Origin of the sequence: Mechercharimyces sp. CAU 1602 (assembly GCF_024753565.1) — a bacterium.
Classification (GTDB): domain Bacteria; phylum Bacillota; class Bacilli; order Thermoactinomycetales; family JANTPT01; genus Mechercharimyces.
Genome location: NZ_JANTPT010000002.1, coordinates 160,930 through 186,294, shown reverse-complemented (window position 1 = coordinate 186,294; position 25,365 = coordinate 160,930). Strand labels below are relative to the sequence as shown.

19 protein-coding genes are annotated in these 25,365 nt (G+C 44.4%); 16 read left to right on the top strand and 3 right to left on the bottom strand.

Annotated features, from left to right (window positions below):
- From NXZ84_RS11950 to NXZ84_RS11895, 12 genes are all read left to right on the top strand, one after another.
- Nucleotides 1–1,038 (top strand): Gfo/Idh/MocA family protein, encoded by a 1,038-nt coding sequence (locus NXZ84_RS11950; RefSeq protein WP_258840558.1) that lies wholly within the window; start codon nt 1–3, stop codon nt 1,036–1,038.
- A complete protein-coding gene (locus tag NXZ84_RS11945; RefSeq protein ID WP_258840557.1) occupies nt 1,035–2,183 on the top strand; it encodes a DegT/DnrJ/EryC1/StrS family aminotransferase in 1,149 nt (382 codons plus the stop codon). Before NXZ84_RS11950 ends, NXZ84_RS11945 begins: the two co-directional genes overlap by 4 nt.
- Before the next feature lie 3 nt (nt 2,184–2,186).
- The gene (locus NXZ84_RS11940; RefSeq protein WP_396654039.1) at nt 2,187–3,512 is read left to right on the top strand and encodes a nucleotide sugar dehydrogenase; all 1,326 of its coding nucleotides are present in this window, start codon (nt 2,187–2,189) and stop codon (nt 3,510–3,512) included.
- Nucleotides 3,513–3,540: 28 nt separating this feature from the next.
- Nucleotides 3,541–4,305, top strand: a complete 765-nt coding sequence (locus NXZ84_RS11935) for an acyltransferase (RefSeq protein ID WP_258840555.1) — start codon at nt 3,541–3,543, stop codon at nt 4,303–4,305.
- Between the two features lie 43 nt (nt 4,306–4,348).
- A complete protein-coding gene (locus tag NXZ84_RS11930; protein ID WP_258840554.1) occupies nt 4,349–5,806 on the top strand; it encodes a lipopolysaccharide biosynthesis protein in 1,458 nt (485 codons plus the stop codon).
- A 15-nt stretch (nt 5,807–5,821) separates the two neighbouring features.
- Nucleotides 5,822–7,219, top strand: coding sequence for an O-antigen ligase family protein (locus NXZ84_RS11925; protein WP_258840553.1), 1,398 nt, complete (start codon nt 5,822–5,824; stop codon nt 7,217–7,219).
- Nucleotides 7,220–7,237: 18 nt separating this feature from the next.
- Nucleotides 7,238–8,374, top strand: coding sequence for a glycosyltransferase family 4 protein (locus tag NXZ84_RS11920; RefSeq protein WP_258840552.1), 1,137 nt, complete (start codon nt 7,238–7,240; stop codon nt 8,372–8,374).
- On the top strand, nt 8,375–9,616 hold the full coding sequence (locus tag NXZ84_RS11915) for a glycosyltransferase family 4 protein (RefSeq protein WP_258840551.1): 1,242 nt from the start codon (nt 8,375–8,377) through the stop codon (nt 9,614–9,616).
- Nucleotides 9,617–9,828: 212 nt separating this feature from the next.
- Nucleotides 9,829–10,761: an NAD-dependent epimerase/dehydratase family protein gene (locus tag NXZ84_RS11910; RefSeq protein ID WP_258840550.1), complete on the top strand. Its 933-nt coding sequence runs from the start codon at nt 9,829–9,831 to the stop codon at nt 10,759–10,761.
- Nucleotides 10,762–10,854: 93 nt separating this feature from the next.
- Nucleotides 10,855–11,478 (top strand): sugar transferase, encoded by a 624-nt coding sequence (locus NXZ84_RS11905; protein ID WP_258840549.1) that lies wholly within the window; start codon nt 10,855–10,857, stop codon nt 11,476–11,478.
- Nucleotides 11,479–12,044: 566 nt separating this feature from the next.
- Nucleotides 12,045–14,003, top strand: coding sequence for an alkaline phosphatase D family protein (locus NXZ84_RS11900; RefSeq protein ID WP_258840548.1), 1,959 nt, complete (start codon nt 12,045–12,047; stop codon nt 14,001–14,003).
- Nucleotides 14,004–14,223: 220 nt separating this feature from the next.
- Entirely contained in the window at nt 14,224–16,230 is a 2,007-nt protein-coding gene (locus NXZ84_RS11895) for an alkaline phosphatase D family protein (protein WP_258840547.1), read from the top strand.
- Here NXZ84_RS11895 and NXZ84_RS11890 read toward each other — a convergent pair.
- From NXZ84_RS11890 to NXZ84_RS11880, 3 genes are all read right to left on the bottom strand, one after another.
- Nucleotides 16,227–17,285: an LCP family glycopolymer transferase gene (locus NXZ84_RS11890; protein ID WP_258840546.1), complete on the bottom strand. Its 1,059-nt coding sequence runs from the start codon at nt 17,283–17,285 to the stop codon at nt 16,227–16,229. The two genes, NXZ84_RS11895 and NXZ84_RS11890, sit on opposite strands and share 4 nt — an antisense overlap.
- 90 nt (nt 17,286–17,375) lie before the next feature.
- Entirely contained in the window at nt 17,376–18,035 is a 660-nt protein-coding gene (locus tag NXZ84_RS11885) for a YigZ family protein (RefSeq protein WP_258840545.1), read from the bottom strand.
- 102 nt (nt 18,036–18,137) lie between these two features.
- The gene (locus NXZ84_RS11880) at nt 18,138–19,247 is read right to left on the bottom strand and encodes an LCP family glycopolymer transferase (RefSeq protein WP_258840544.1); all 1,110 of its coding nucleotides are present in this window, start codon (nt 19,245–19,247) and stop codon (nt 18,138–18,140) included.
- 132 nt (nt 19,248–19,379) lie between these two features.
- Here NXZ84_RS11880 and NXZ84_RS11875 point away from each other — a divergent pair, with 132 nt between their 5' ends.
- The 4 genes from NXZ84_RS11875 (at nt 19,380) to NXZ84_RS11860 (ending at nt 25,344) form a co-directional block, all read left to right on the top strand.
- The gene (locus NXZ84_RS11875; protein WP_258840543.1) at nt 19,380–21,674 is read left to right on the top strand and encodes a S8 family peptidase; all 2,295 of its coding nucleotides are present in this window, start codon (nt 19,380–19,382) and stop codon (nt 21,672–21,674) included.
- 172 nt (nt 21,675–21,846) lie between these two features.
- Nucleotides 21,847–23,049 (top strand): methionine adenosyltransferase, encoded by a 1,203-nt coding sequence (metK, locus tag NXZ84_RS11870; protein ID WP_258840542.1) that lies wholly within the window; start codon nt 21,847–21,849, stop codon nt 23,047–23,049.
- Nucleotides 23,050–23,159: 110 nt separating this feature from the next.
- Nucleotides 23,160–23,582: a hypothetical protein gene (locus NXZ84_RS11865; protein ID WP_258840541.1), complete on the top strand. Its 423-nt coding sequence runs from the start codon at nt 23,160–23,162 to the stop codon at nt 23,580–23,582.
- A 79-nt stretch (nt 23,583–23,661) separates the two neighbouring features.
- Nucleotides 23,662–25,344 carry a hypothetical protein gene (locus NXZ84_RS11860; RefSeq protein WP_258840540.1) on the top strand — a complete coding sequence of 561 codons (1,683 nt, stop codon included), beginning with the start codon at nt 23,662–23,664 and terminating at the stop codon, nt 25,342–25,344.
- The last annotated feature ends 21 nt before the right edge of the window (nt 25,345–25,365 follow it).

Below are 25,365 nucleotides of genomic sequence, written 5' to 3'. Positions count from 1 at the left end.
ATGATTCGATATGGCATTGTGGGATGTGGTCATATTGCAAGCGCACATATACAGGCGATCACTAAAGCGAAAGGAGCTGTCTTAACGGCTCTTTGTGATCGTGATCCAAAGAGACTCGCAGTGTATAAAGACGAGGGGGTCGCCCTTTACACTGATTTTGAAGAGATGGTGCGCACAGCCCCGGTTGATGTAATCAATATCTGTACACCCAGTGGTCTGCACGCAGAGCAGACGGTTATAGCGGCAGAGGCAGGGAAGCATGTGATTGTGGAAAAGCCGATGGCACTAACATTGGCGGATGCAGATCGAATGATTTCCATATGCAAGCAAAAAGAAGTGAAACTGGCGGTGGTTCATCCCCATCGGTTTCGTCCTGCGATGGTGGTGCTCAAACAGATGATAGAGCGAGGGGGATTTGGTTCACTCAGTCATGTGAACGCCACTTTACGCTGGAACCGGAATCAAGATTATTATGACCAGGCGCAGTGGCGAGGAACAAAAGAGCTTGATGGTGGAGTGTTGATGAATCAAGCTATTCATAACATAGATTTGCTTTTATGGTTGGTGGGGGATGTGGAAGAAGTAAGTTCGTTTCAAGCCACGCAAGTGCGTGATATAGAGGCGGAAGATACAGCAGTATCCATTTTACGTTTTCAAAACGGGGTACTGGGAATTGTTGAAGCAGCAGTCACTGTTTATCCACGCAATTTAGAAGAATCGATTCATCTTTTCGGTTCAGATGGGACAGCACAAGTAGGAGGACCGACAGCCCATTACTTACACACATGGCAGTTTTGTAATATTCCAGAGTCTGAGCAACAATCTCTTTTAGATCAGGTCCAAGTGGATCCTTACGGTAAACCGGGTCATTTGCATATCATTGAAGACATGACAGCCGCAATTCGTGATCATCGTTCACCTCTGATTTCTGGGGAAGAAGGTCGTAAAGCGCTTCAGCTCATTGTCGCATGTTACCAATCACATGCACAAAAACAAACGATACGTCTTTCTAAACCAGGGAAAGAGGTGCACTTATGAATGAGATTCCATTAATGGACTTGCATGCTCAGTACAAAGGATTGAAGGGAGATATTCAGGCAGCGATTGAACGTGTGTTGGAAAGTGGACAATATATTATGGGGCCAGAAGTAACGCAATTTGAAAAAGAGGTGGCAAGCTATATAGGAGTGGAGCATGGGATTGGAGTTGCCAATGGTACAGATGCGCTGTTGCTGTCGTTAGAGGCACTTGGGATTGGTGCTGGAGATGAAGTTATTACGACGCCATTCACCTTTTTTGCCACCGCGGAAGTGATTTCACTGGTGGGGGCGACACCTGTCTTTGTTGATATTGAGCCCCTAACCTATAATATGGATGTAACACAGCTACGCGCGCAAATCACGCCACGTACGAAAGCGATCTTAGCTGTCCATCTGTTTGGACAGCCAGCAGCGATGGAGCAGATACGGCAGGTGGCAACAGAATATGACCTGCATGTGATAGAGGATGCGGCACAAGCGATCGGTGCTCATTACCAAGGGCAAAAAGTAGGATCATTAGGGGATGTAGCCTGCTTCTCTTTTTTCCCGACTAAAAATTTGGGCGGATACGGTGATGCAGGAATGGTAGTAACCGATAATGAGGAGCTAGCGCAGACGATTCGTCTTCTGCGTGCGCATGGGAGTAAGTACAAATACCATCATCAACTTATCGGGCATAACAGTCGGCTAGATCCCATACAGGCAGCTATGTTACGAGTGAAATTGCCCCACCTTGATCGTTGGAATAAGCAACGGCGTGAACGAGTGCAGTTGTATAACTCATTGCTGGCAGATTTGCCTCTTAAAACACCTCATGTGGCTTCAGAGAGAATATCTGCTCATCATCTCTATGTAATTGCTTGTGAACAACGCGATTCTTTACGGAATTTTCTTAAACGAGAGGGAATTGCGACAGGGATTTACTACCCCGTTCCCCTTCATCTGCAAGAGGTTTATCGTTCATTGGAATATACAGAGGGGAGTTTTCCTCAGGCTGAACGACTGGCAGAGGAAACACTGGCTCTTCCCTTATACCCAGAACTGAAAAGCGAAGAAGTAGAGCGGGTTGCTGCTAAGATTAGGCTGTTTTTCACTGCTTCGTCGATTGAAATCTCTACACGACATCATGTAAAGGGTGGATAAATGATGGAATCGGTTGCAAGTGATTCACAGCTACTCGCAAAAATTAATGATCGTTGTGCGGTTATCGGTGTGGTTGGATTGGGTTATGTCGGTTTGCCGCTCGCTGTTGAAAAAGCAAAAGCTGGTTATGAAGTGATCGGGTTCGATATTCAGCCCGGGCGCGTTGATATGGTAAATGAGGGCATCAATTATATCGGTGATGTCGTGGATAACGATCTAGTCTCGATGGTAGAAAGCGGCCGCTTTCGCGCGACTGTGGATTATGCCGAGATATCAAGAGTGGATGCCGTCATGATTTGTGTCCCCACTCCTCTGGATAATTATCAACAGCCGGATACCTCCTACGTGGAGGCATCTACTACGGAGATTACTAAATATCTGCATGCGGGTATGTTAGTGGTCTTGGAGAGCACCACCTATCCGGGCACAACGGAGGAAGTAGTGCGTCCCATTATCGAACAGTCAGGGCTAATCATCGGCAAGGATGTCTTTCTCGCTTTTTCTCCCGAGCGAGTTGATCCGGGTAATAAGGTATTTAGGACGAAAAACACTCCGAAGGTAGTAGGGGGAGTAACGCCAGAATGTACGAAGATTGCGGCACAAATGTATCGTCATGTATTAGATGGAGAGGTGTTTGAGGTTTCCACCCCTTCCGTTGCCGAAATGGAAAAAATATTAGAAAACACGTTTCGTAATATTAACATCGCGTTAGCCAATGAAATGGCTATCCTCTGTTATAAGATGGGGATTGACGTATGGGAAGTGATTGAAGCAGCAAAAACCAAACCATATGGGTTTATGGCTTTTTATCCTGGTCCAGGTCTAGGGGGGCATTGCATTCCCATTGATCCATTCTATCTGACCTGGAAAGCGAGGGAGTATAACTATCATACACGTCTGATTGAATTAGCAGGTGAAATTAATCACTATATGCCGCAGTTTGTGATAGAGCGCTTGATGAAAATCTTAAATCGCTACGGCAAGGCAGTTAATCAGGCCCGTATTTGCATTTTAGGGGTAGCATATAAGAAAGATATTGACGACTATCGAGAATCCCCCGTTTTGGAGATTATACATGAATTGGAATCATATGGAGCTGATCTACAGATACACGACCCTCATATTGATACCTTTTCATATAAAGGTAAGAAGTACGCCACTCTACCATGGAGCCAAGAGATGATCCAAAAAGCGGACTTGGTGCTTATCACAACCGATCATACCCAATTCGATAAGGAAGCGATCGCTACGTATGCGCGTGTAATTTTTGATACGCGTAATGCGTTAAAAGATGTTCCGACAATATACGCCGATTATGAAAAGCTGTAATGGGGAGAATGGGATGAGGAAGGGGAGAATGGAAATGATTCACTCATCCGTTCATATGGGTGAAGAGGTTTCATATGGAGAGCATGTAGTGATCGAAGAAGGGGTGGTGATTGGTGCTCACACTTCGATTGGTCATCATGTAGTCATTTTGGCCGGTACTAAGATAGGAGAAGGGGTAACGATCGCTGATCATACTGTGCTTGGTCGTTATCCTAGACCGAGTAAGACGAGTACAGCTCGTCAGGATGCAGATCTACCTACGTTGAAGATTGGAAATGGAGTAATCATCGGAAGTGGTTCAGTTCTGTACCGTGGCAGCTTGTTGGCACAAGATGTAATGGTGGGGGATTTAGCTACGATTCGTGAGCGGTGTGAGGTAGGAGAGCGGGTAACGGTGGGAAGAGGCGTGACATTGGAGAATGACGTATCGATCGGAGCACATAGTAAAATCCAGAGCAATGCATATATTACAGCGTACACAAGTGTAGAAGATTATGTGTTTATCGCTCCCTGTGTGATTACAACCAATGATGATTATATGGGTAGAACAGAGGAACGCTTTCAATTTGTGAAAGGGCCACATATCAAAAGAGGAGCACGGGTGGGAGGAGGGGTGACACTGTTACCAGGAGTAACTGTGGCTGAGGAGAGCTTTATTGCCGCAGGAGCAGTTGTCACTCGCGATACGGAGTCTGGAATGGTGTATATGGGGGTTCCAGCTAAACCCGTACGGGCAGTTCCAGCTGCAGAAAAGATTCAAAGTGAGAGTACTAGTAGGGCGCTTGGCAAATGAGATGATGGAAACATGAAGGAAAGGTTTGTATAGGTGTTATGGAATGAAAACTAACCTTAAACAGCTATTCTCTGATTCAGCTGCATTTTCACTGGCATTGATGGGAAATAAGTTGGTGGCGTTTTTACTAGTCCCGGTGTATACAACCTATCTTTCTGTACAACAGTACGGATACTGGGATATCACCACTTCAGTGTTACTTATTGTTACCTATCTAAGTATGATGGGTACGGATGTGGCAATGGCCTTTTACTATCATGATGCGGCAACGTTAAATGAGCGGCGACGATACTTGTCGACAGCGATTGTGCTCGGTATCGTCCTCTCTATATGTTACTTCTTGATCGTGGGCATCGGAGGGAGATGGTGGCTTTCCTTTTTGTACGAGGGGCAAGCTACCTATCCTCAAATTCTCCTGTATGCGATGGGCGTAAATTTGACTACGGTCGTTATTCAACATCTGCTCGCCTATGCTCGTTATAGCCGCCGTGTATGGGTATTTAATAGCATGACCATGATGTATGTGATCGGATCTTCACTTGCTAGTATTTATTTTCTGGTTGTGGACAAGCGCGGAGTGGAAGGAATTTTTTTAGGACAATGGTTGTGGCAACTAGTGATTGTTGTCGTACTGCTCATTCTATTTCGCAGTGAACTTACCTGGCGATTACAATGGAGATATTGTAAAGACCTTTTGTTCTATGGCCTGCCATTGTTGCCTACCCTCATGTCTTTCTGGGTCCTCAACTCTCTTTCACGGCCGCTTCTTACAGTGATGGGGACGGTAGGTGAGGCGGGTATATTAGGAACGGCGGTTCGTTTTGCTAGCGTGGTCGCTTTGGTGACGGGTGCGTTTCAACTGGCGTGGCGACCCTTTTCTATGTCGCTTAAAGATGAGGAACATGCTCCTCGTCTGTACAGTTCAGTGGCACGTCTATATTTGCTGATCACTACCTGTGGAATCTTATTCCTCTCTTTCGTGATTCGGCCTATAATGCAGGCACTTACAGGAGACCCTGCTTTTGTCGAAGGGTATCCGATCGTCTGGATGCTCTCATTAGGAACCGTCTTAAATACGTTTCACGCTATTATTGGAATCGGACTCTTTATCCGGAAGAGAACACGAGTGCTCACACCGATATTTTTGTGTGCATCATTATTATACCTGGGAGGGAACTTGTTTCTCATACCTTTCTGGGGATTTTGGGCGGTAGGTGTGATGACGGTTGTCACTTATTTTCTCATCATGGTATGGGTGTATGCCCGTGCGCAAAAGATATATCCGATAGATTTCCGGATAGCGTCGATGCTTTCCTTTTTAATGATATATGTTGGATTACTCTCTTTTGTAACGTGGATTCAGGTTGAAGGGTGGCGTGATGCGTGGCTTTACTATGGTTTTGTGGTACTCCTTTATATCAGTTCGATATTTGTGACAAGGCTTTTTCGCCTCCATTCCCTCGCTCAGATGCGTAAAGTAGTGCAGACGTGGATGAGATAAAGGGGGATAGCAAAGATGAAGACACGATTGGGAACAGGCCTGCGAAATCCCTATGGGGAGTATTTGTTTATATGTGTGGTGATAGCGGCATTATTGGGGCCAGTTATCGGGATTGAGATTCCGCTATCAGGTGAACAAACGATGGTGATCACCTTGTTTCGTCTCTCCCTATTCGGTTTGATCCTGCTCTTGGTATGGGAAGGGTGGCAGAGGAATATAAATTCCAACTTGTCTCTTCTTTCCTCTTACGGATTCATTTTTCTTGTGTGGCTTGGGTATGCAGTTCTTTCATTGTTATGGAGTAGAGATATCGTTGCAGGAGTGCGTTACGTGCTGTATTTAAGCATGATGATGGGGTACGCATGGTTGTTTCCCTTGTTGTTACGCTCTGAGAAGAGTGTGCGAGCAATGGTCCGGGTGATAGCGATGACGGTTACGGTCATTTTAAGCTTCGCATTTATTGAATCGATTACTTATTTTCACCTTCCTACTTCGCGTTACTGGAAGATAGAGGGCATTCCTTTTATCACTTCTGTATTCACCAATCAGAACGATCTAGCAACGTTTATTACTCTTTTGATCCCTTTTATCTTAACCAGTTTTTATCTGCTTCCCTTAGGTTGGCGTGGGAAAGCGTGGGCATATCTATTACTTGTGCTCAGCCTGTACTGTTTGATCGGGACGGGATCTCGTATCAACAATTTGATCGTCTTTCCATTGGTGGTAGCAGTATGGCTGATAAGCTTACCCTTTACAGTAAAAAAGAGTGTGTTGGGTGATTGGAAAATGTGGCGAAATGCGGGAGTAATAGCAGCTTCAGTGCTGATCGTGACGGGTTTGTCATGTCATTTGTTATTGCCCGACTTTGTTAAAACCAAGATCGGAACAACATTTGGCTTATATGAGGATCTAAAACCGCAAGCGTGGGAGATGCCCGCACAGGCAGAAGAGATGATTGCTGGTGGTGGCGATCGCAGTGTTGAAACGAGGAAAATGTTGATTCTCAACGGAGTCTTCTTCTTAAAAGAAAGCGCAGGTGTTGGGGTCGGGGCAGGTAATGTAGAACCATATATGAGCAAGATGAACAATGTTAACGAGAAGTCTAACATGCACAATTGGTGGATGGAGATCCTCGTAAACTTTGGTGTTTTTATTTTTCTGCTCTATTTGCTATTTTATTTTCACTTTCTCCTCTCTCTTTATCGAAGAGCGGGCAAGCGTGCACAAACTTCATCGTGGTTACGCTGGGGTCTGCTCTCATCGGCGCTCTCGTTAACTGGATTTCTCCTTGGGGGAATGGCTCCCAGCACAGTGATTCACTTTACTCCTATGTGGACTGTAATTGGGCTGGGGTTGGCAATGTTGCTGCTGTACCGACGGGGTGATAAAGATGTCATAGTTGGATCAGAGTGAGGAAGGGGGGAAATCTAAGTGAGAGATAAGGGAAAAGTATTTATCTTTAGCTCTGTACATCGATATGACGATGTGCGTATCTTTCATAAACAAGCGCTCTCATTAGTTCAGGCTGGATATTGTGTGGAAATACACGCACCGGCAGATTTTGACGAACAGTTTATTCAAGGTGTATATGTCAAAGGAATGAAGCCAGCTCGTAACCGCTGTCATCGGTTATGGCAGGGATGGCAATTGTATCGAAGGGGTTTATCTAGTAAGGCAGACTTATTTCACTTTCATGATCCAGAATTACTTTATTGGGGATGGAAATTGGGGCAAAAGAGCGGCAGGCCTGTAATATATGACGCTCATGAAGATTTGCCTAAGCAAATACATACCAAACCTTGGATTCCTTTATGGCTTCGTCCATGGGTTTCTACATGGGTAAAAAGAGTGGAGAAACGATTAGCGCGTCACATGTCGGCCGTTGTTACTGCTACTAACTCGATCGCAGCATCTTTTCAGATGGAAGGTGTCTCCCAAGTGACAGTAATCAAAAACTATCCACTACCATTTAAAGGGAAACCGATGTTGGAGATGAGTGGAGAGAACGCCCTTCTCTATGTGGGTGGAATCTCCTATCTGCGTGGGTATAGGGAAATGATCGCCATGATGGAACGACTGCCGGCCGACCTAGCACCTACCTTACACCTGATTGGCCCTTTACAGCATATTGAGGTGAGTGTGGAGGAAATAGAGAAGTTACGGCAACAGGGGATTTACCTACATGGACGCATTCCCTTTGATGAAGTACAGAATTGGCTTGCATCAGGGGCAGTAGGAATGGTTTGTCTGCATCCGCTTGAAAATTACCGTGAATCATTACCCATTAAACTATTTGAATATATGGCAGCTGGCATCCCTGTGGTGGCAACTGATTTTCCGCTGTGGCGTGACATCGTAGTGGGAAATCAATGTGGAGTAGTCGTTGATCCCCTTAATCCAGAGGAGATGGCAGAAGAAGTACTAAAATTGCTGCAGGATAAAGGCTTGCGCAATCGCATGGGTGAAAATGGAAAGAGAGCGTATCAAAGAGAGTTTAATTGGAAGCAGGAAGCAAATAAGTTGATCACCCTATATTCCTCACTTATTTCAAAAAGGGACGTGAATTAGATGCGCATTTGGGTTGCGAACCATTATGCGGTACCACCACACATCGGAGGAATTACAAGGCATTATGAGTTGGCACAAGCATGGGTGGAACAAGACGATGAGGTGGAGGTAACGCTGTGGCTCTCGCAATTTCTACATAGTAGCCATCAGTATGTAACGCCAGCACAACAAGCGCAAACAGAGAATCTTCCTCGCCTGCATATGCGTTGGTTATGGAGCTTGCCCTATCGGGGAAATAATCTTTTTCGTATGTTAAATATGCTTAGTTTTGCCCTTCTGTTTGGATTAGTAGGAATGTGGCAACGGCGTCCCGATGTAATACTTGCTTCTTCTCCTCATCTATTTACGGCGCTTACAGGTTGGGCGTTGGCACGTTTAAAAAATTGTCCCTTTGTATTAGAGGTGCGGGATTTGTGGCCAGATTCACTTATTAAGATGAGGGGTTTAAAGCGTAAAACCCTGCTTGTCCATCTTTTGGAGAGAATAGAGCACTTCCTATACTTTCAAGCTGACCAGATCGTGGTATTGACGGAGCACCAACGCCAATACATTGCGCATAAAGGTGTGTGTATCGATCAAATCGTCTTAATTCCCAACGGGATTGTTCAGGGGGATCTGCACTCGGTGCAGATGCATAGAGAGTCATATCGCAAGCGTATGGGTGCAGAAGAGGCAGAGTTTATCGCTATTTATGCCGGAGCTCATGGACCTGCCAATGCATTACACCATGTAGTGAAAGCGGGTGCATATATTCCAGAAGGGTTTAAAATTGTTCTCATCGGAGATGGTTCCGAAAAAAAACAATTGCAACAATTAAAGGAGGAGAAAGGATTAAAAAACGTATTGTTTCTCGATCCGGTTCCCAAAAAAGAGGTGTACCGTTATTTATACGCAGCCGACTGTGGAATAATCTCCTTAGCTAATAATGAGACGTTTCGGGGTGCACGTCCCAATAAGTTGTTTGACTATATATATGTAGGTCATCCTATTGTTACGACCGTCGGAGGAGAAGTGGAGAGCATCTTACGCACTTACGATCTTGGTGTATTTGCGGGTGCAGAAGATGCAGAAGCGTTAGCAGAAACGATACAGCAGGTTAAGAAATACTCACCTGCACGGTTACAACAGATGAAAGAGAATGGGAAAGCCTATATTAATAACCAGGGCGATCGTCGTAAGTTAGCTGAGCGTTTGTTACTAGATTTAAAGCGTCTTGTTATACGCTCGAACAAGAGGAAGTAGCTAGATGAGTGGTTCCTTGTAAGGGGAGCATCTTTCCTGTAATTAAGTATGACTTTAATCACAAATGTATGGTAAAGTATGCCTTGAAGCAACTGTAGGAAGAAGATCATAATGAAACCATTACGGATGATGTCGCGTTAATTGAAAAAAATAGGTAGTAGGTGTACAACTTAATTAAGGTTTAGAGCGTACAGGAGGAGAGGAGAAGGAGAATGAAGGTTTTGGTTACAGGTGGGGCTGGATTTATCGGTTCTCATATTGTAGATCAATTATTGACCCGGGGTGATCAGGTAGTCGTAATTGATAACCTGATTACCGGTGATGAGCGACGTGTGCGAGCAGAGAGTGCTTTTTATAATATGGATATTGGCGATCCGCGCTTGGTGGACGTGTTAAATAGAGAAAAAGTAGATGCTGTTATCCATCAGGCGGCACAAAATAATGTTCCCGATTCTATAGCAGATACTTCTTATGATGCCAAGGTAAATATTATGGGGACGATACATTTGTTAGAGGCTTGCCGGCAGGCAGATGTAAGGAAGATAGTATATGCTTCTTCGGCTGCTCTATACGGCAACCCAGCATATCTCCCTATTGATGAGGATCATCCGGTTTCCCCACTTTCTCCCTATGGCATTTCTAAACGAACAGCCGAAGATTATTTGCAGGTGTTTGGAGAACTGTATGGGTTAGCTTGGACTTCATTGCGGTATGCCAACGTGTTTGGAGCGCGTCAAGATCTGAAAGGTGAGGGAGCGGTGATCCCTATTTTTATGGATAAATTGTTGCATGGCGAAACACTGCGGATTGAAGGGGATGGTGAACAGACCAGAGATTATATATATGTGGAAGATGTTGCAGCAGCCAATATACTTGCATTAGAATATGGCGATCAACATATCTTAAACATTGGGACTGGAGTTCAAACTTCACTTAATCAATTAGTGAAGGAAATAAGTGAAGTAACAGCGATGGAGATGGAGATTAAACACGTATCTGCACGTGTAGGTGATATTCGTCATAGTTATTTTGCGGTCGATCGTGCAGAGCAGGTATTAAACTGGTCTGCCAACATTAATTTACGCCAAGGATTGGAACGAGCGTTTGCTTATTATCGCCAGAAACAACAGGAATATCAAGGATAAGTGGTTGTCAAATAGATGTGAGTACAGTATACTAGTTAGAAGTTGGTTAGCGAAAAAACGTACGGAGTGAATTGGTAGGGGTGGGTTGAATTGATGCGTTCCAAGGTATTAAAACAAGAGACATACCTGTGGCAACAGTGGGTATATGATGTGTGGAAACGGAGTTTGGAACTAGTCTTTTCTATTTCCTTCCTTATTCTCACACTTCCTGTTTTGCTTATCACGGCGCTTTTGATTAAGTTGGAATCAAGAGGCCCGGTATTATATAAACAAGAACGAGTAGGTTTAGACGGAAAGCCATTCTCGATTGTGAAGTTTCGGTCGATGCGTACAGATGCGGAGAAAAACGGACCACAATGGGCAGCTAAAAATGATCCTCGAGTTACACGTATAGGTCGTTTTATACGTAAGACTCGTATCGATGAAGTTCCGCAGCTACTCAACATTTTGCGTGGAGAGATGAGCTTGATCGGACCACGTCCAGAGCGGGATGTCTTTATTGAACGATTTTCGGAAGAAATTCCTGATTTTCGTAAACGCTTGTTAGTTAAGCCAGGATTGACCGGGTGGGCACAAGTAAATGGTGGATATGATATTACGCCGAAAGAAAAGTTTGAGTTAGACATGTATTATGTCCAGCGTCGATCGATCGGTCTAGATATAGTGATTTTATATCGTACTGTCTGGGTGGTTTTGTCGGGAACTGGTGCACGATAAGAACAGACAAACAATAGGTTGCCCCGGCAACCTATTTTGCTATGACCACATATGGTTGGTTTTGAGCTTGATCCGTACGGGCGAAGCACACAGAGATTAAAAAGCCCAACGGAGGGACCAGTAAAAGAGAACCCAGAATGGGATGCTCATCAACGCTGCATTCATGATGCCAAACCAAAACGCTTTTCCAACCAAAAGGGTTTGCATATCGGGCACCTCCATGTACTTCCTTGATGATACTTATTATACGCCAATCGCTCAGTAAATTGTGCGCAAAACGCCAAATGTAAACGAAATGTAATGTAGGAGTAACGTTCGTCAACGTGTCCCTGTTCAGGTACATCTAATCTGATTAAAGGAGCCTGGTAGGAAGGTATAGGCTCCTTTTGCTTTTTCTAGGTTCACATGTGGATTTCGCCATTCATCGAGGGATATAAGAAAAATGAAGGGTATTAATATTCGCTGTTTTAGGGAGGTGATGCCGTTTTAATCGCTATATAAAGAAAAAGTGATGAATGTAGTGTAAAAGAAGAAAAAGGGGAGTGTTATAGATTAGTATGGATGGGATGGATAAAGGAAGAAGGATTTTTGTTAAATCGTTGATTACAGGTTCTGCCCTCGTGATGGCAGAAACATTAAGTGGTGGATTTTTTTCGAAAGTGTTGGCGCAAAGCGAAAAAGGGGTAAAAACATACGGTTTGCCTCTTTTTGAGGCGAAAGAAGAGGTGGGGATCGGATTTCCGCAATCGATTGCTGCGGGAGATCCGACACCGTCAGGAGCTGTCCTGTGGGCACGTGTCGATCCCAGTATTGCAACTGGGATTGAAGAGGAGCATTTTGATTCTAAGCTCGTACAATGGTTAGATCAGGGTTCAACCAAACCTAATGCGCAAGTGCGTCAAGCAATTGAAGCAGGAAAGTTCCTTATGGTGGAAATTTCAGAAGGAAATGATTTTACAGCTAATACAATGCGCTGCTTTACCCCATTGTGGAGTATGTTTGATAATATTGCTAAGGTGGACGTAGACGGTCACCTGGACGCAAACAAAACATATTTTTACCGTTTTATAACTCATAACGGTTATGTAAGTAAAACGGGTAAATTTAAAACCTTACCCACGCAGGGAGCGGAGGTTTCCTCTTTAAAATTTGCGTATGTGAGTTGTCAGGACTACACTAACGGATATTACCATGCAATGCAACATGTAGCGAGTGAAGAGTTGGATTTTGTTATTCATTTAGGTGATTATATTTATGAGAACGTAGGGTATCAAGATAATAATCCGATGGATGATCGTCGCATCAAGTTACCGAGCGGAGGGAAAGCCGCCATTACTATTGAAGATTATCGTACATTGTACCGCACGGTGAAAGCGGATGCCGACTTACAGCTCCTTCATGAAAATCACGCAATGATCGCTACATGGGATGATCATGAGTTTTCTAATAATGGTTACGGTGATATCGCTCCTGATGAGAGTGGAAAACCTAATGCGAAAAGGCGAATAATTGCTAACCAGGTGTGGTTTGAGTATATGCCTGCTCGTGTAACTTTTCAAGCGGATCAAGACTATTCGTCCTTTAAAATATATCGTTCGCTCAGTGTAGGTAATCTGGCAGATATTGTAGTAACAGATCAGCGCCTGTTCCGTAGTGCTCCACCGTGTGGAGATAGCTACTTAGAGCGTTTTTTGGGTAATTGTAAAGAGAAAGATAAAGAAAATCGTACGATGCTCGGTAAGGGTGATGGGAGCCAACGCGATTGGTTTATCGACAAAATGACATCATCAAATAATACTTGGAAAATATGGGCCAATGCTGTGCAATTTACTCCACTTAAAATTTTGGGCAAGGAATTGAATTTGGATGCCTGGGATGGGTTTAATGCAGAACGAGAGTATATTACAAGTGAAATTAAGCGCGCGGGGGTTAAGAACTGGCTCACCATTACAGGTGATTTGCATACGTACGAAGTTGGTTTAATTAAAGAGAATTATAAGAAGGACAAGGATAAAGAAGCGGTAGGAGTGGAGTTTATGGTAGGTTCCATCTCTTCTGCAACGATTCAAGACACGATTGATAATAATTTAGCGGGTACATTTTTTGGTGTTTCATCTAAAGAAGGTAGGAACAGGAAGGAAATGAAAGAGCCTGTCTCCAGTCCCATCCCGAAAGAGATTATGGATAAAATCTTAGCGGATCCAGAAGTGAAGCGGAAGGTTGAAATCGAAAAAGCAAAAAGAGAGAAGCAAGGTCCGCAAAAGATTTTTGGGACAGATTTCCTTACCACGGAATGGCTGATGAGAGAAGTGATCTCTGACAAAATTTATGATGAGAATCCATGGCTCAAGTTTTTCGATAGCACAACGCACGGTTATTGTATTATGGAAGTAAGCAAAAACAAAACGATTTGGTCTGCCTACCATGTGAAAAATATTCGCAAGCGCAGTGGCAATGAGAAAAAGTTATTATTCCAGTGTGAAGTACCGCGTGACCAAGCGGAAATACATGTGCTAAAAGATTGATGAACAAGTAAAGGACCCCTCCGCGGGGTCTTTTTTTTTGCAAAGAGACAAATATGTTTTCTAATTTTATAAAAAATTCACTTTTAAATATGAGGAACGGAGAGGAAATGGGGAGAAGTTTCTCGTACCTTTAAGGAGAGCTTATAAAAAATTTGCGTATATACGCATTAGAATTTACACTATTCTGCTAATCTATGCTAGTAACTTAAGGGGGGATTAGATGAATCGTCAAGAGAGTGTTAACCGTGGTAGGAGAGTCTTTCTTAAATCTTTATTAACCGGCTCGGCAATTGTTGTGGCACAAAGTATGGGTGGCGGGCTGTTGACACAAGTATTTGCTCAGACGGGTCAAGGGGGAGTAAAAAGGTATGATCTTCCGCAGTTTCAAGCACGTTTTATTGAAGGCGTAGGGTTTGAACAATCGGTTGCATCAGGTGATCCTACATCGAGCGGTGCCGTACTGTGGACGAGAGTAGATCCTGCTATCGCTGGTGGAGTGAGGGAGCGATCGTACGATGCGCAGTGGGTACAGTGGTTAGATCATTCATCTTCTCCACCGACGGAGACAATCAGAAATGCGATTATGGATGGGCAGTTCGTGCAACTTGAAGTATCGACACAACCATCGTTTTCACAGGTGGAGTTTCAGTGCTTTACTCCCATTTGGGGCGATTTTGACCAAGTGGTGAAAGTAGATGTGGATGGTCACCTCGATCCCAACCAAACGTATTATTATCGGTTTATCACAAAGTCTGGTCATGTAAGTCAGACTGGACGTTTTAAAACACTACCGCCAGAGGGTGCTTCACTTTCTTCCACTAAATTTGCGTATGTGAGTTGTCAGGATTATACCAGTGGGTATTATTACCCATATCGAATGCTAGCGGAGGAAGAATTGGATTTTGTCGTGCATCTAGGTGATTATATTTATGAATCAGTAAGTGATCCGTCATATCAAAACCCACTTCCAGATCGACAAATCCAGTTGCCTAGTGGAGAGGTAAAAGCCTACTCCTTGGAGGACTATCGTACAGTTTATCGCACAATGCGTGCAGATAATGATCTCCAGCGTTTGCATGAGCAACATGCGATGATAGCAATCTGGGATGATCATGAGTTTGCTAATAACTCTTATTTTCCAGCAGTTGCCCCTGATGATGAGTCTTCTTCAAATCCAACGCGGCGCCGTTGTGCAAACCAGGCTTGGTTTGAATATATGCCTGCTCGTGTTACTTTTGAGATGGAGCGTAACTTTTCGGATTTTCGTATCTATCGTTCATTTAAAGTAGGGGATCTTCTTGAGTTGATCTTAACGGATCAGCGTCTCTTTCGCAGTGCTCTACCTTGTGGGAATGATGTGTTAGATATCCACTTTACACGTGGATGTGAACAAATTTTTGCAGAGGATCAAAGTATGTTAGGGCATCCTCACAGTGGACAGCGAGATTGGTTTTTACAACAGATGATAACTTCAAAGAGGGTGTGGAAGGTATGGGCGAACGAAGTTCAGTTTACTCCACTTAAGCTGTTAGGACGCTATCTCAATCTGGATGCTTGGGATGGTTATAGTAGTGAACGAGAGTATATCACTTCTGAGATCAAGCGAGCGGGTGTGAAAAACTGGATTACGATCACGGGAGATCTGCATACTTATGAAGCGGGATTGATCAAGGAAGATTATAAGCATGATCACGATCGAGATGCCGTCGGGGTTGAGTTTATGGTAGGCTCTATCACCTCCTATCATTTAGCGGATATCGTGACGTTGATTCTTCCCAATTGGAAGAGGCTCTTTGAATTACTAAGAGGAAAGAAGGGGAGTAAGAAGTATTCACCAGCCTCTAGTCCTCTTCCTCTGACAGTGGTTGAAGAGATTTTAGTACAACCGGAGATGAGAAAAGAGATTGAAGATGAGATTGAAGATCAACGCAAACGAGCGATGAAAGAAGGGCGGGAACAAATTTTTGGAGAGGAGTTTTTAGAGAAAATTATTCGTTTTATCGTCAAAAGAATATTGGCAGGAGCAATATATGCAGCTAATCCATGGATCAAATGGTTTGATAGTACGACACATGGATATGCCATCTTGGAGCTGAGCCATCGGAAGGCAACGTGGTCCGCATATGGAGTGGAAGATGTACGAAAAAAGAAGAGCCCAAGGAAGAAGCTCCTCTTTCAATGTGAAGTTCCACGGGATCAAGTGAAACTAGATGTGCTAAAAGATTAATCGTCAACAGCAACTTCCTCCCTTTCAACTTCTCCGGTCGCTGTTCCCTCGACAGATTGGGCAGGGAGCTGGAGATGGGAACGGAGGAGGTTGCTTACACGTTGACGCTCTTCTAAGGCCACGACAAAGTAATCATAAGGACGTGCTTTGCCTGGAAGCTGAAGGGTCTGATTACTCCCTTGCAATTGCAAAGTCTCCTTTTTGTTATCGGGAATATCTTGATAGACTCCTTGGATTTCAAGGAGTTCACTTGCAGAAAACTGCATCCGTACATTGTCACCCACTGCACTCAACATATTATCTATTTTTGATAGTTGATTAAACTGTGACATCTTGCTCACCATGACATCAATCACTTGTTGCTGACGTTTGTTACGACCAGCATCTTGGTCTGGGTCCTCTTTGCGCATACGCACATAGGCGAGTGCTTCTTCTCCGTTGAGATGAACAGGTTGTCCAGCAGTAAAAGTGTGGGTTTTTCCAAATTGAGTAATGCTGAAACTAAGTAATGGGTTTACTTCAATACCATCAATAGCATCAATGGTGTCGACAAAACCCTGGAAATTAACAGTGGCATAGTAATCAATAGGGATATTCAGGTATTGTTGTACGGTTTCAACTGCATTCTTGGTGCGGGCATTGTCGTCGGAGAGATCCTCAACGCCATACGTGACAGAGGAATTGATTTTGTCGCGATGGCCATCTGTATTTGCGATATCGACGACCGTATCGCGAGGAATGCTTAACATTTTCATACTTTGCCCCTGTGGGTCGATCGAGGCGACGAGGATCACATCAGCCAGTCCTGCTTCTGCATCTTTACCAAGGAGTAAAACGGTGAAGGGCTCATCTAATGTTGCTTTCTCTTCTCGGAGATCTGACTTTTCCCATAAAGGTTCATGGGCTTCATTTACAGCATCAAATAATACATAGAGGGAGTAGAGAGCAAACGCAATGACTGCTAGCAGAAAAAGAGAAGAAGCGAGGAGGATTATTCGCTTACGCTTCTCTTTTTTTATACGATTTCCACGGCTGTGATCCCTTGAGTCCGGCATTTAGATCCCTCCTCTAACAATGGTTGGCGAATAAATGGGATATGATGAATTATACCCTTTTTTATCTCGATAGAATCCTAGAAGAGAGGATTAGTCAGTAGATGGGGAGTGAGATGGACGATATTTAATTTCACCCCAGGTAATGTGAGCCTGTCCGTTGGTATGTTGTGAGAGTTGGTCAAGTAACGGTCTTTCCTTCCCACAGGGAATCCAGACATTCCATGTAACCGCTGCCGCAAAGGCAGGAGCAGAAACTTCAAAAGGGGATCGGTGTAAGTCATATTCTATTTTTCCCATCTGTTCGTAGGAAACAGTAATAGTAAGACATTGCTGAAGTGTGAAGTGGCTAATACCAGCTGTCTGTATTACTGCTGATGCGGTTTGACCGTATGCTCGTACCAATCCACCAGAGCCCAACTTGACGCCTCCGAAGTAGCGCGTGACGACAATGACGGTATCCCAGAGGTGATGGGCATGGATGGTTTCTAAGATAGGTTTTCCTGCTGTTCCTGCTGGCTCACCATCGTCAGAAGCTTTTTGCGCTTCAGGTCCGCCGCCCTCTTTCGTTAGGTAGTAGGCGAAGCAATTATGGGAAGCACTCCAATGGTTCTTTCTGATCTTTTCAATAAACAGTTGCGCTTCTCCTTCTGTTTCCACTCGAGTGGCATACCCAATAAAACGAGATTTTTGAATGATGAGTTCTGTTTCCGCATAGCCACTGACGGTCCAGTATGACTGGGCTGATTTCATGTGTGGTTCTCTCCTTCATGTAAAAGAGGTCGACTGGTGTAGTCGACCTGGTTGGTTTGTTTACGTTTTTAGCTTGCGAGGGGTGCTAACGTTAACCTTCCCTTAAGGTGATGTCGTATTGGCTCCGTTGGTATCGCCGGGGGTGTTGGTACCACTGCTCCCGCTGGGGTCGTTCATTTCAGGTTCTGTTTCTTCTGGTTTCGGTTGTCCATCTACGGTTTGCGGTTCTTCGTTGAGATGATCTCGGAAGTTATCGCTGACGCGCTGTCGCTCTTCCTCTGATACGATGTAGTAGTAAATGTACTGTCCATATAGGTTTAGTTTTTGATTTTTCCCTTTTAATTCTAAGGTTTCTTTCTGAGTGTCGGGAATTGAGCTATATATCTCCTTTAGTTTAGGGATATCTTTTATTGCGATATCTCTTTGGAAATTATTCCCTATAGAACTTATGATATCATCAGCTTTAGTAACACTTTCAAACGAGGTTAGTTTGTCTACTAGTTGGTCTAAGACTTCTTGTTGTCGTCTGTTTCTTCCCGCATCTCCATCAGGGTCTTGTTTGCGCATACGTACATAGGCAAGGGCTTCTTCCCCATTTAGTTGTGTAGGAACACCCTCAGTATAGGTGTGATATTTACCGAACTGCTTAATACTGAAGGAGAATGATGGGTTAACTTCGACCCCTCCAAGCTTATCAACAACATCGACAAATCCCTGGAAGTTGATAAAGGAGTAGTAATAGATAGGTACGTTAAAGTAATTTTCTACGGTTTCAATGGTGTTTTGAATCGGATCTACATTATTTTGCGTGCCATATACGGCAGCGTGATTAATTTTATCTTTGCCATTGGTATTGGCGATATCCACCAGTGTATCGCGTGGGATACTAAGTGTTTTCATTGTTTTCTTTTCCGGATTAACGGTGATCAGCATGAGGACGTCAGGGCGCCAACTCTTCTCCATGCTTTTTACATCGGCACCGATAAGCAAGATGCTAAAGGGTTCTTTCATTTCTTTTGCTTCTTCTTTATGATCGGACGTATCGCGCTCAAGCGGCACAAAGCTCTTGTTTACCGCATTGGCTAAGGTGATGCCATAATAGGTAGCACCTATGATGAGCACCAAGGAAATAACAGCAACGATACGTATAATTCTTTTTTTTCGTTTTTTCTTTTTTACTCTATCAATACGAGATTGATCGATTTTATCCATAGATGAATCCCCTAACTCGATCCTATTTTTCGACAATCAATTTCGACGAATTTCCCTTTCACCATAGTATCATTTTCTGACAGCTTGTACAAGGTCGTTGTATTCAGTATAATGCGTGGGTATAATTGTGGTATGAAGCTATTAAATAATCGTTGGTTGGCCTTTTTTCTGATTTCATTTATGGCTGTCTTGGGGATGATTGTCTCGCCGGAAGGAAAGACAGATCAAGATTATAATCCATCAGTCCCGTTAAAATCGTATGAAGAAAAGCAGTGGGTGATTAAATGGAAAGGGAGGGTGGATCCTGAATTTTTGGAAACGGTAGAGGTAATGAATCAACAACCCGCAGATGGGAGTACCCAAACTTTATTGGTGCGGCTAGATAATAAGGTAGAGGAAGAGGGTTGGGTGAAGCGGTGGTCTGCTCACCGCAATGTACTCTTTCTCGAGCCCAATCACAAATATAAGGTAGAGGAGCGTGGGCAACGAGTTCCTGATCCACGCTCGAAGACCAATTTTCTCCCACGGATCGGTGCTGAACATGCATTCGAGTATCTTCCGCACGATGCTCGTTATAAACAAGAGATTACAGTGGCGGTGGTTGATACGGGGGTTGATTTAAGTCATTCGTTTTTAAAGCCGTATCTCGTTCCGGGAGTCAATATTAAGTCTACCGGGGAATCAACTCAGGATCGAATGGGGCACGGGACACAAGTAGCGGGTGTCCTTGCCTCTGTTTGGCGCGGGACCGCCAAGCAGGATCCGTATAAGGACACGTTTCATATTATGCCGATCAAGGTGATGGACGATGGAAAAGATGGAGATGTATTTCATACAGCTGAAGGAATACGGAAGGCGATAGAGAGACGAGCAGATGTGATTGTGTTGTCACAGGGGAGTTGGACATATTCTGATACGATTGCAGATGCGTGTCAGGCTGCTGAAAAGGCAGGTGTGGTCGTAGTAGGAGCAGCAGGGAATGCAATGCATGATGAAGAGGGCAATATTTTATATAGCTATCCTCTTTACTATCCGGCTGCCCTTCCAACCGTACTAGGTGTGGGATCAGTTAATGAACAAGGAAAGCATGAAATCACATCCAACTATGGTCCTGGTATTGATGTTGTAGCACCAGGAGAATCCATTCGTTCTACCAAATTGGAGGGCGGCTATGTCTACGATTCAGGAACCTCATTTGCTGCCCCTCAAGTAGCGGCAGGTGCTGCACTCATTTTGAAAATGTACCCTGATTGGTCCCCGGAGCAGGTTAGAAACTTAATTCGGCAAACAGCCACTCCGATGGAAGAACGTTGGAACGAGGCGGATGGATTTGGAATTTTCAATATTCGTGATGCATTGACCAAAACATTAGTAGAAGATATTTTTGAACCTAATAATACGGAAGATACGGTAATGCCATTATCGCTGGATCAGCAAGTAACAGCTGTTTTAGCGGGGGAAGAAGATGTGGATGGCTTCCGTATCGATGTGCCTAATGAAGGTACGTTGAAACTGTCAATGGACCATATTAGTCCAGCACTTTCCCGCGTCACCGTTAAAATAGGTGACAGTGAGGAGAAATCGTATCGTGTCGAATCAAAGCGGACGATCTACGTGACGGTTCCTAGAGGTTCGGTGCAGGTGAAGATTTCTTCGTTGGAAAAGGGAGATCGTCAAACACCCTATACTTTTAGCAATAGCTTTCAACCGATGCCCGACCAGTATGAAAATAACGATTATCAATGGAATGCGTATCAGGTAGAAGTAGTGGACGCATATACTGTGATCAAAGGATCTTTCCATAAAAACCAAGATGTTGATTGGTACCAAGTGGAAATCCCTCGGACGGGAAAGCTCACCATACATGCCAATGTATTTACACCACGTGCAGATCCAGTGCTCTATGTCCAGCGCGAAGGAGGAGCGAAAGGGATCAAGGTGGATGAGGCCTCCTATGGTAGGGATGAAACTTATCAGTTTAAAGAGGTCGATGGAACACTACATCTACGTATTAGTGATTATGGTGCAAACCAAGTAGCAGGTACATACCAGCTTCTTCTTGAGTATGAACCTATATTAGAGGATGAGTATGAACCTAATAATCATTCAAAGCAAGCAGCACCACTTAAAGCTAATGAAGAAGTAGTGGGTGCAGTTGATTACCCCTTTGATGTTGACTGGTACGAGTTTGAGGTTTCGGACAGGCAAGAACTGAGTACGATCTATTTTAAAACGGATGGAGAGAAGGCCCCCTTATCCGTCATCATATATGATCAACGTTTGGATACAGTCATGCAGTGGAAATGGAAAGGGGAAAAAAGAGAGAAGTTAAAGCCAGCGCTTTCTCCTGGGAAATACTACATTCGTGTGCGACCGCCCGATGATCAGAGTGGACGAAATTACCGTCTGCGGATGGGCTGGCGTTAGTAAAGAGAGTTGGATGTGTAACGCGTAGTGTTGCTTTGAATAAACGACATTCGTTTCGTTGCAATCTAAGTGTGATTAAGGTATTCTATTCACTATCGACTATGATTTGATAGCCGTCGTGCGAGTGCCGCACGTGATATTTTTTGTTTGTTTAGGAGAAGGAGGAGTCGCTATGTCATCCGAACAACGCCACCTCTTCACATCAGAGTCAGTTACTGCAGGTCACCCAGATAAAGTGTGTGACCAAGTTTCCGATGCCATTCTTGATGCTATTCTTGAGCAAGATCCGAATGGGCGCGTGGCATGTGAAACAACTGTAACGACCGGACTGGTGCTGGTAACAGGTGAAATCTCAACCAATTGCTATGTCGATATTCCAAAAATCGTTCGTGAGACGATTCAAGATATAGGGTATACCAGAGCGAAATATGGCTTTGATGCAGCTACTTGTGCGGTATTAACCTCAATCGATGAGCAATCATCCGACATTGCAGCGGGTGTGGACGAGGCTTTGGAAAAGCGGGAAGGATCGTATTCTGAACAGGAATTGGAAGCGATTGGAGCAGGAGATCAAGGGATTATGTTTGGGTATGCTTGTACAGAAACCCCTGAATTGATGCCATTGCCGATTTCGCTATCCCATCGCTTATCCCGACGACTACATGAAGTGCGCGTCAATGGTACCTTACCGTATTTACGTCCAGACGGTAAGACTCAGGTTACAATTGAGTATGATGGGGATCGTCCTGTGCGTGTCGATGCGATTGTGATCTCCACTCAGCATGCTGAAGAGATCACATTGGAACAAGTACAGGCTGATATTATGAAAGAAGTGATTATGCCTGTTGTTGCAGATGATATGTTAGATAGTGAAACAAAGTATTTTATCAATCCAACAGGACGCTTTGTGATTGGTGGACCGATGGGAGATGCCGGTTTGACCGGTCGCAAAATTATTGTCGACACTTATGGAGGTTATGCTCGTCACGGTGGAGGAGCATTTTCCGGTAAGGATCCGACAAAAGTGGATCGCTCAGCCGCTTATGCAGCCCGTTATGTAGCTAAAAATATTGTTGCAGCTGGTTTAGCTGAACAGTGTGAAGTACAATTAGCATATGCGATTGGGGTGGCTCACCCTGTCTCCATCCGTGTCGAGGCCTTTGGTACAAGCAATTTAGCTGAGCATGAACTGGTGCAATTGGTACGAGATAATTTCGATTTACGCCCAGCAGCAATTATTCGTGACCTTGATCTTAAACGCCCACTTTATAAGCAGACAGCCGCCTATGGGCACTTCGGTCGTACGGACATCGAATTGCCATGGGAGCAAACAAATAAAGCCGATATCCTTCGTCAAGCGGCGAGGGGAGCTTAAAACAGTAAATACCCGGTTCTCCTATAAGGAAACCGGGTATTTTGTTTCAATCGTAGCGATGAACTCCATTCCCTGAAGGCGCATATACTGGGGAAAAGGAGGGGGGATGAATGGAGCAGTGGGTATTGTCACTTTTGGCAATGTATGGGTTGTTTGAGCTACTGCTTACTCTTTCTCGACTTTGTTGGTTTCAAGTGGAACAGCCAGAGGCGGATCATCTGGTATTGATAACAGAAAATAGCCAACATTCTGTTGAGTGGATGATACGCTCTTTTTATACAATGAATCGTCTCCAGGGAAGGTCATGTGGGGTAACCTGTGTTCACTATCCCTCAACAGACGATACCCTAGATATTATCAGAAGATTAGATCTAAAACATTCTTCACTTACGTATAAACTGGTAGAAAAGTCGCTGATAAAAGAGATAGAAGAAGAGTGTCAGCGCGTGTGGAAAGAAGAGAAGCGAACGTTGGTTTTAGATTTACGTATCTCTAACGAAGGAAAAGATCCCCCACGCCTGTTTGCGCAGTGATGGAAAGTTCGGGCAGTCATTTCTCTCAACTGTATGCACATGGGAGAGAGAAGTGACTGCCCGTAAAGGAGCTGAGACGATGAAGGTGGCAGTATATCGATTGCAGAAAAAAAGAGGGAGCTCCTATTTTTCACTAGCTATGGAACTAGATTATGCATATTGGGAGGAACATCAGATAGAGATAAGGGATGTTCGTACATATGCTTCTTTTGGACAAGCTTTGGTGAGTGAGTCACACCTAACGACAAGCGTAGATTTTATTTCTGCTCAGTCTTTTACCCACTCTTCAATATGGGATGTTTGGCGGCCATCGGCCTTGCGGTTGTGGCAACGGGCACAAGGGCGATCGCTGCTGTGGCATGAACTTTCTTCTTTGCTCACCTATTATCAATGTACCGAGGAACAAAAACAGATGAGAAAGGTAGTGCAGGCATTATATTGTGCTGGGAAGGTCGAGGTTTTGCCTGCGATAACGTTATACAGCCAGGTTAGAGGAATGTGTAACCGCTGCTTTCACGATGGAAAAGAGTTGCAGCAAGTGTATTGTGCTTCTTGCAAAAAGGATTGCCTGATGTGTCGTGCTTGCTTACATATGGGAAAATCCATTTCTTGTCAGTTGCTGCTCCGTTTTCCGACGGGAAAAGTGGAGGAACGGTGGGAGAGCGGGCAACCAGCAAATAAAGTATGGATTGAGGTTGGGCAGTCCCAGTGGGGAAGTGTGGAGCGTGCAGGAGCAGAGCAGTGCAGACAATTTATAGCAGCAACCCAAACTAAGTTGTTGGTGTGGACAGTTGCAGGGAACCACAATATTAAGTTATTGGCACCTGCAATGAGAGAGGTAGTGGGTAGCGGAGGTCGAGTACTGTGGCTATCCTCCTACAGAGGGAATGTAGAGGGGATTGCTGCTGAGCTGGCTCAGTATTTTCCCCAGACCAGGGTTGTTCATTTGGTAGGTGAAAGGTCTCAAGTGTGGGAGCAGGGGGAGATCATGGTTGCTACAGTGGCACAACTGCTTCGGTTTTGTCAGTTTTTTACCCTTGTTATTATGGACGAAAGAGAGAGCGTGGGGCTAGAAGAGGTTGCTTTAAGGGAAAGAAAGATGGATAGGGTAACACGCCCCGGAGGAAAGCAAGTGATCTTGTCGCTCACCCCTGCACCATACTGGCAAGCTCGTGTTCAGCAAGGGAAAATGGCTTCTCTTATTATTCCAGTTCGTCACCATCAGCACCCCCTAGCGGTTCCGCGCATATCTCGAAAGCATGGGTTGTGGGAGCACATGCGAGCGGGAAGGAAGGTAGCGGGTATCAGCCGCTTTTTAGAGAGAGTGCGAGCTACAGAGGGACAAGCGCTTATATTGGTTCCGCGAATAAGCGCAGCCTATAATTTACGAAAGTGGATGATGCGAAGGATGGATGTGAATGAAGATGAACTTGGGATTGTTGTAACCTCCCATTTAGAAGAAGATATTGAGGTGGAACACTTTAGGGAGGGGAAAAGACGCATTTTATTGACGACCCGGCTGTTGGGACGAGCAATCACCTTGCCAAAAGTACATGTATTAGTCGTAGGCGCAGATGATCCACAATATGATTGGTGCACATTGGTACATGCAGCCGAACATGTGGGGCATTCATCTAGCTACCGGCAGGGTGAGGTGTGTTTTATCGTGGCAGAACATAGTTGGCAGGTAAGAAGAGCGAGGAATACGATCAACTCACTTAATCGACTTGCTCAGAAAAGAGGTGTCATCTCTTCTTTATAATGACAGCGAAAAGTAGAGGGA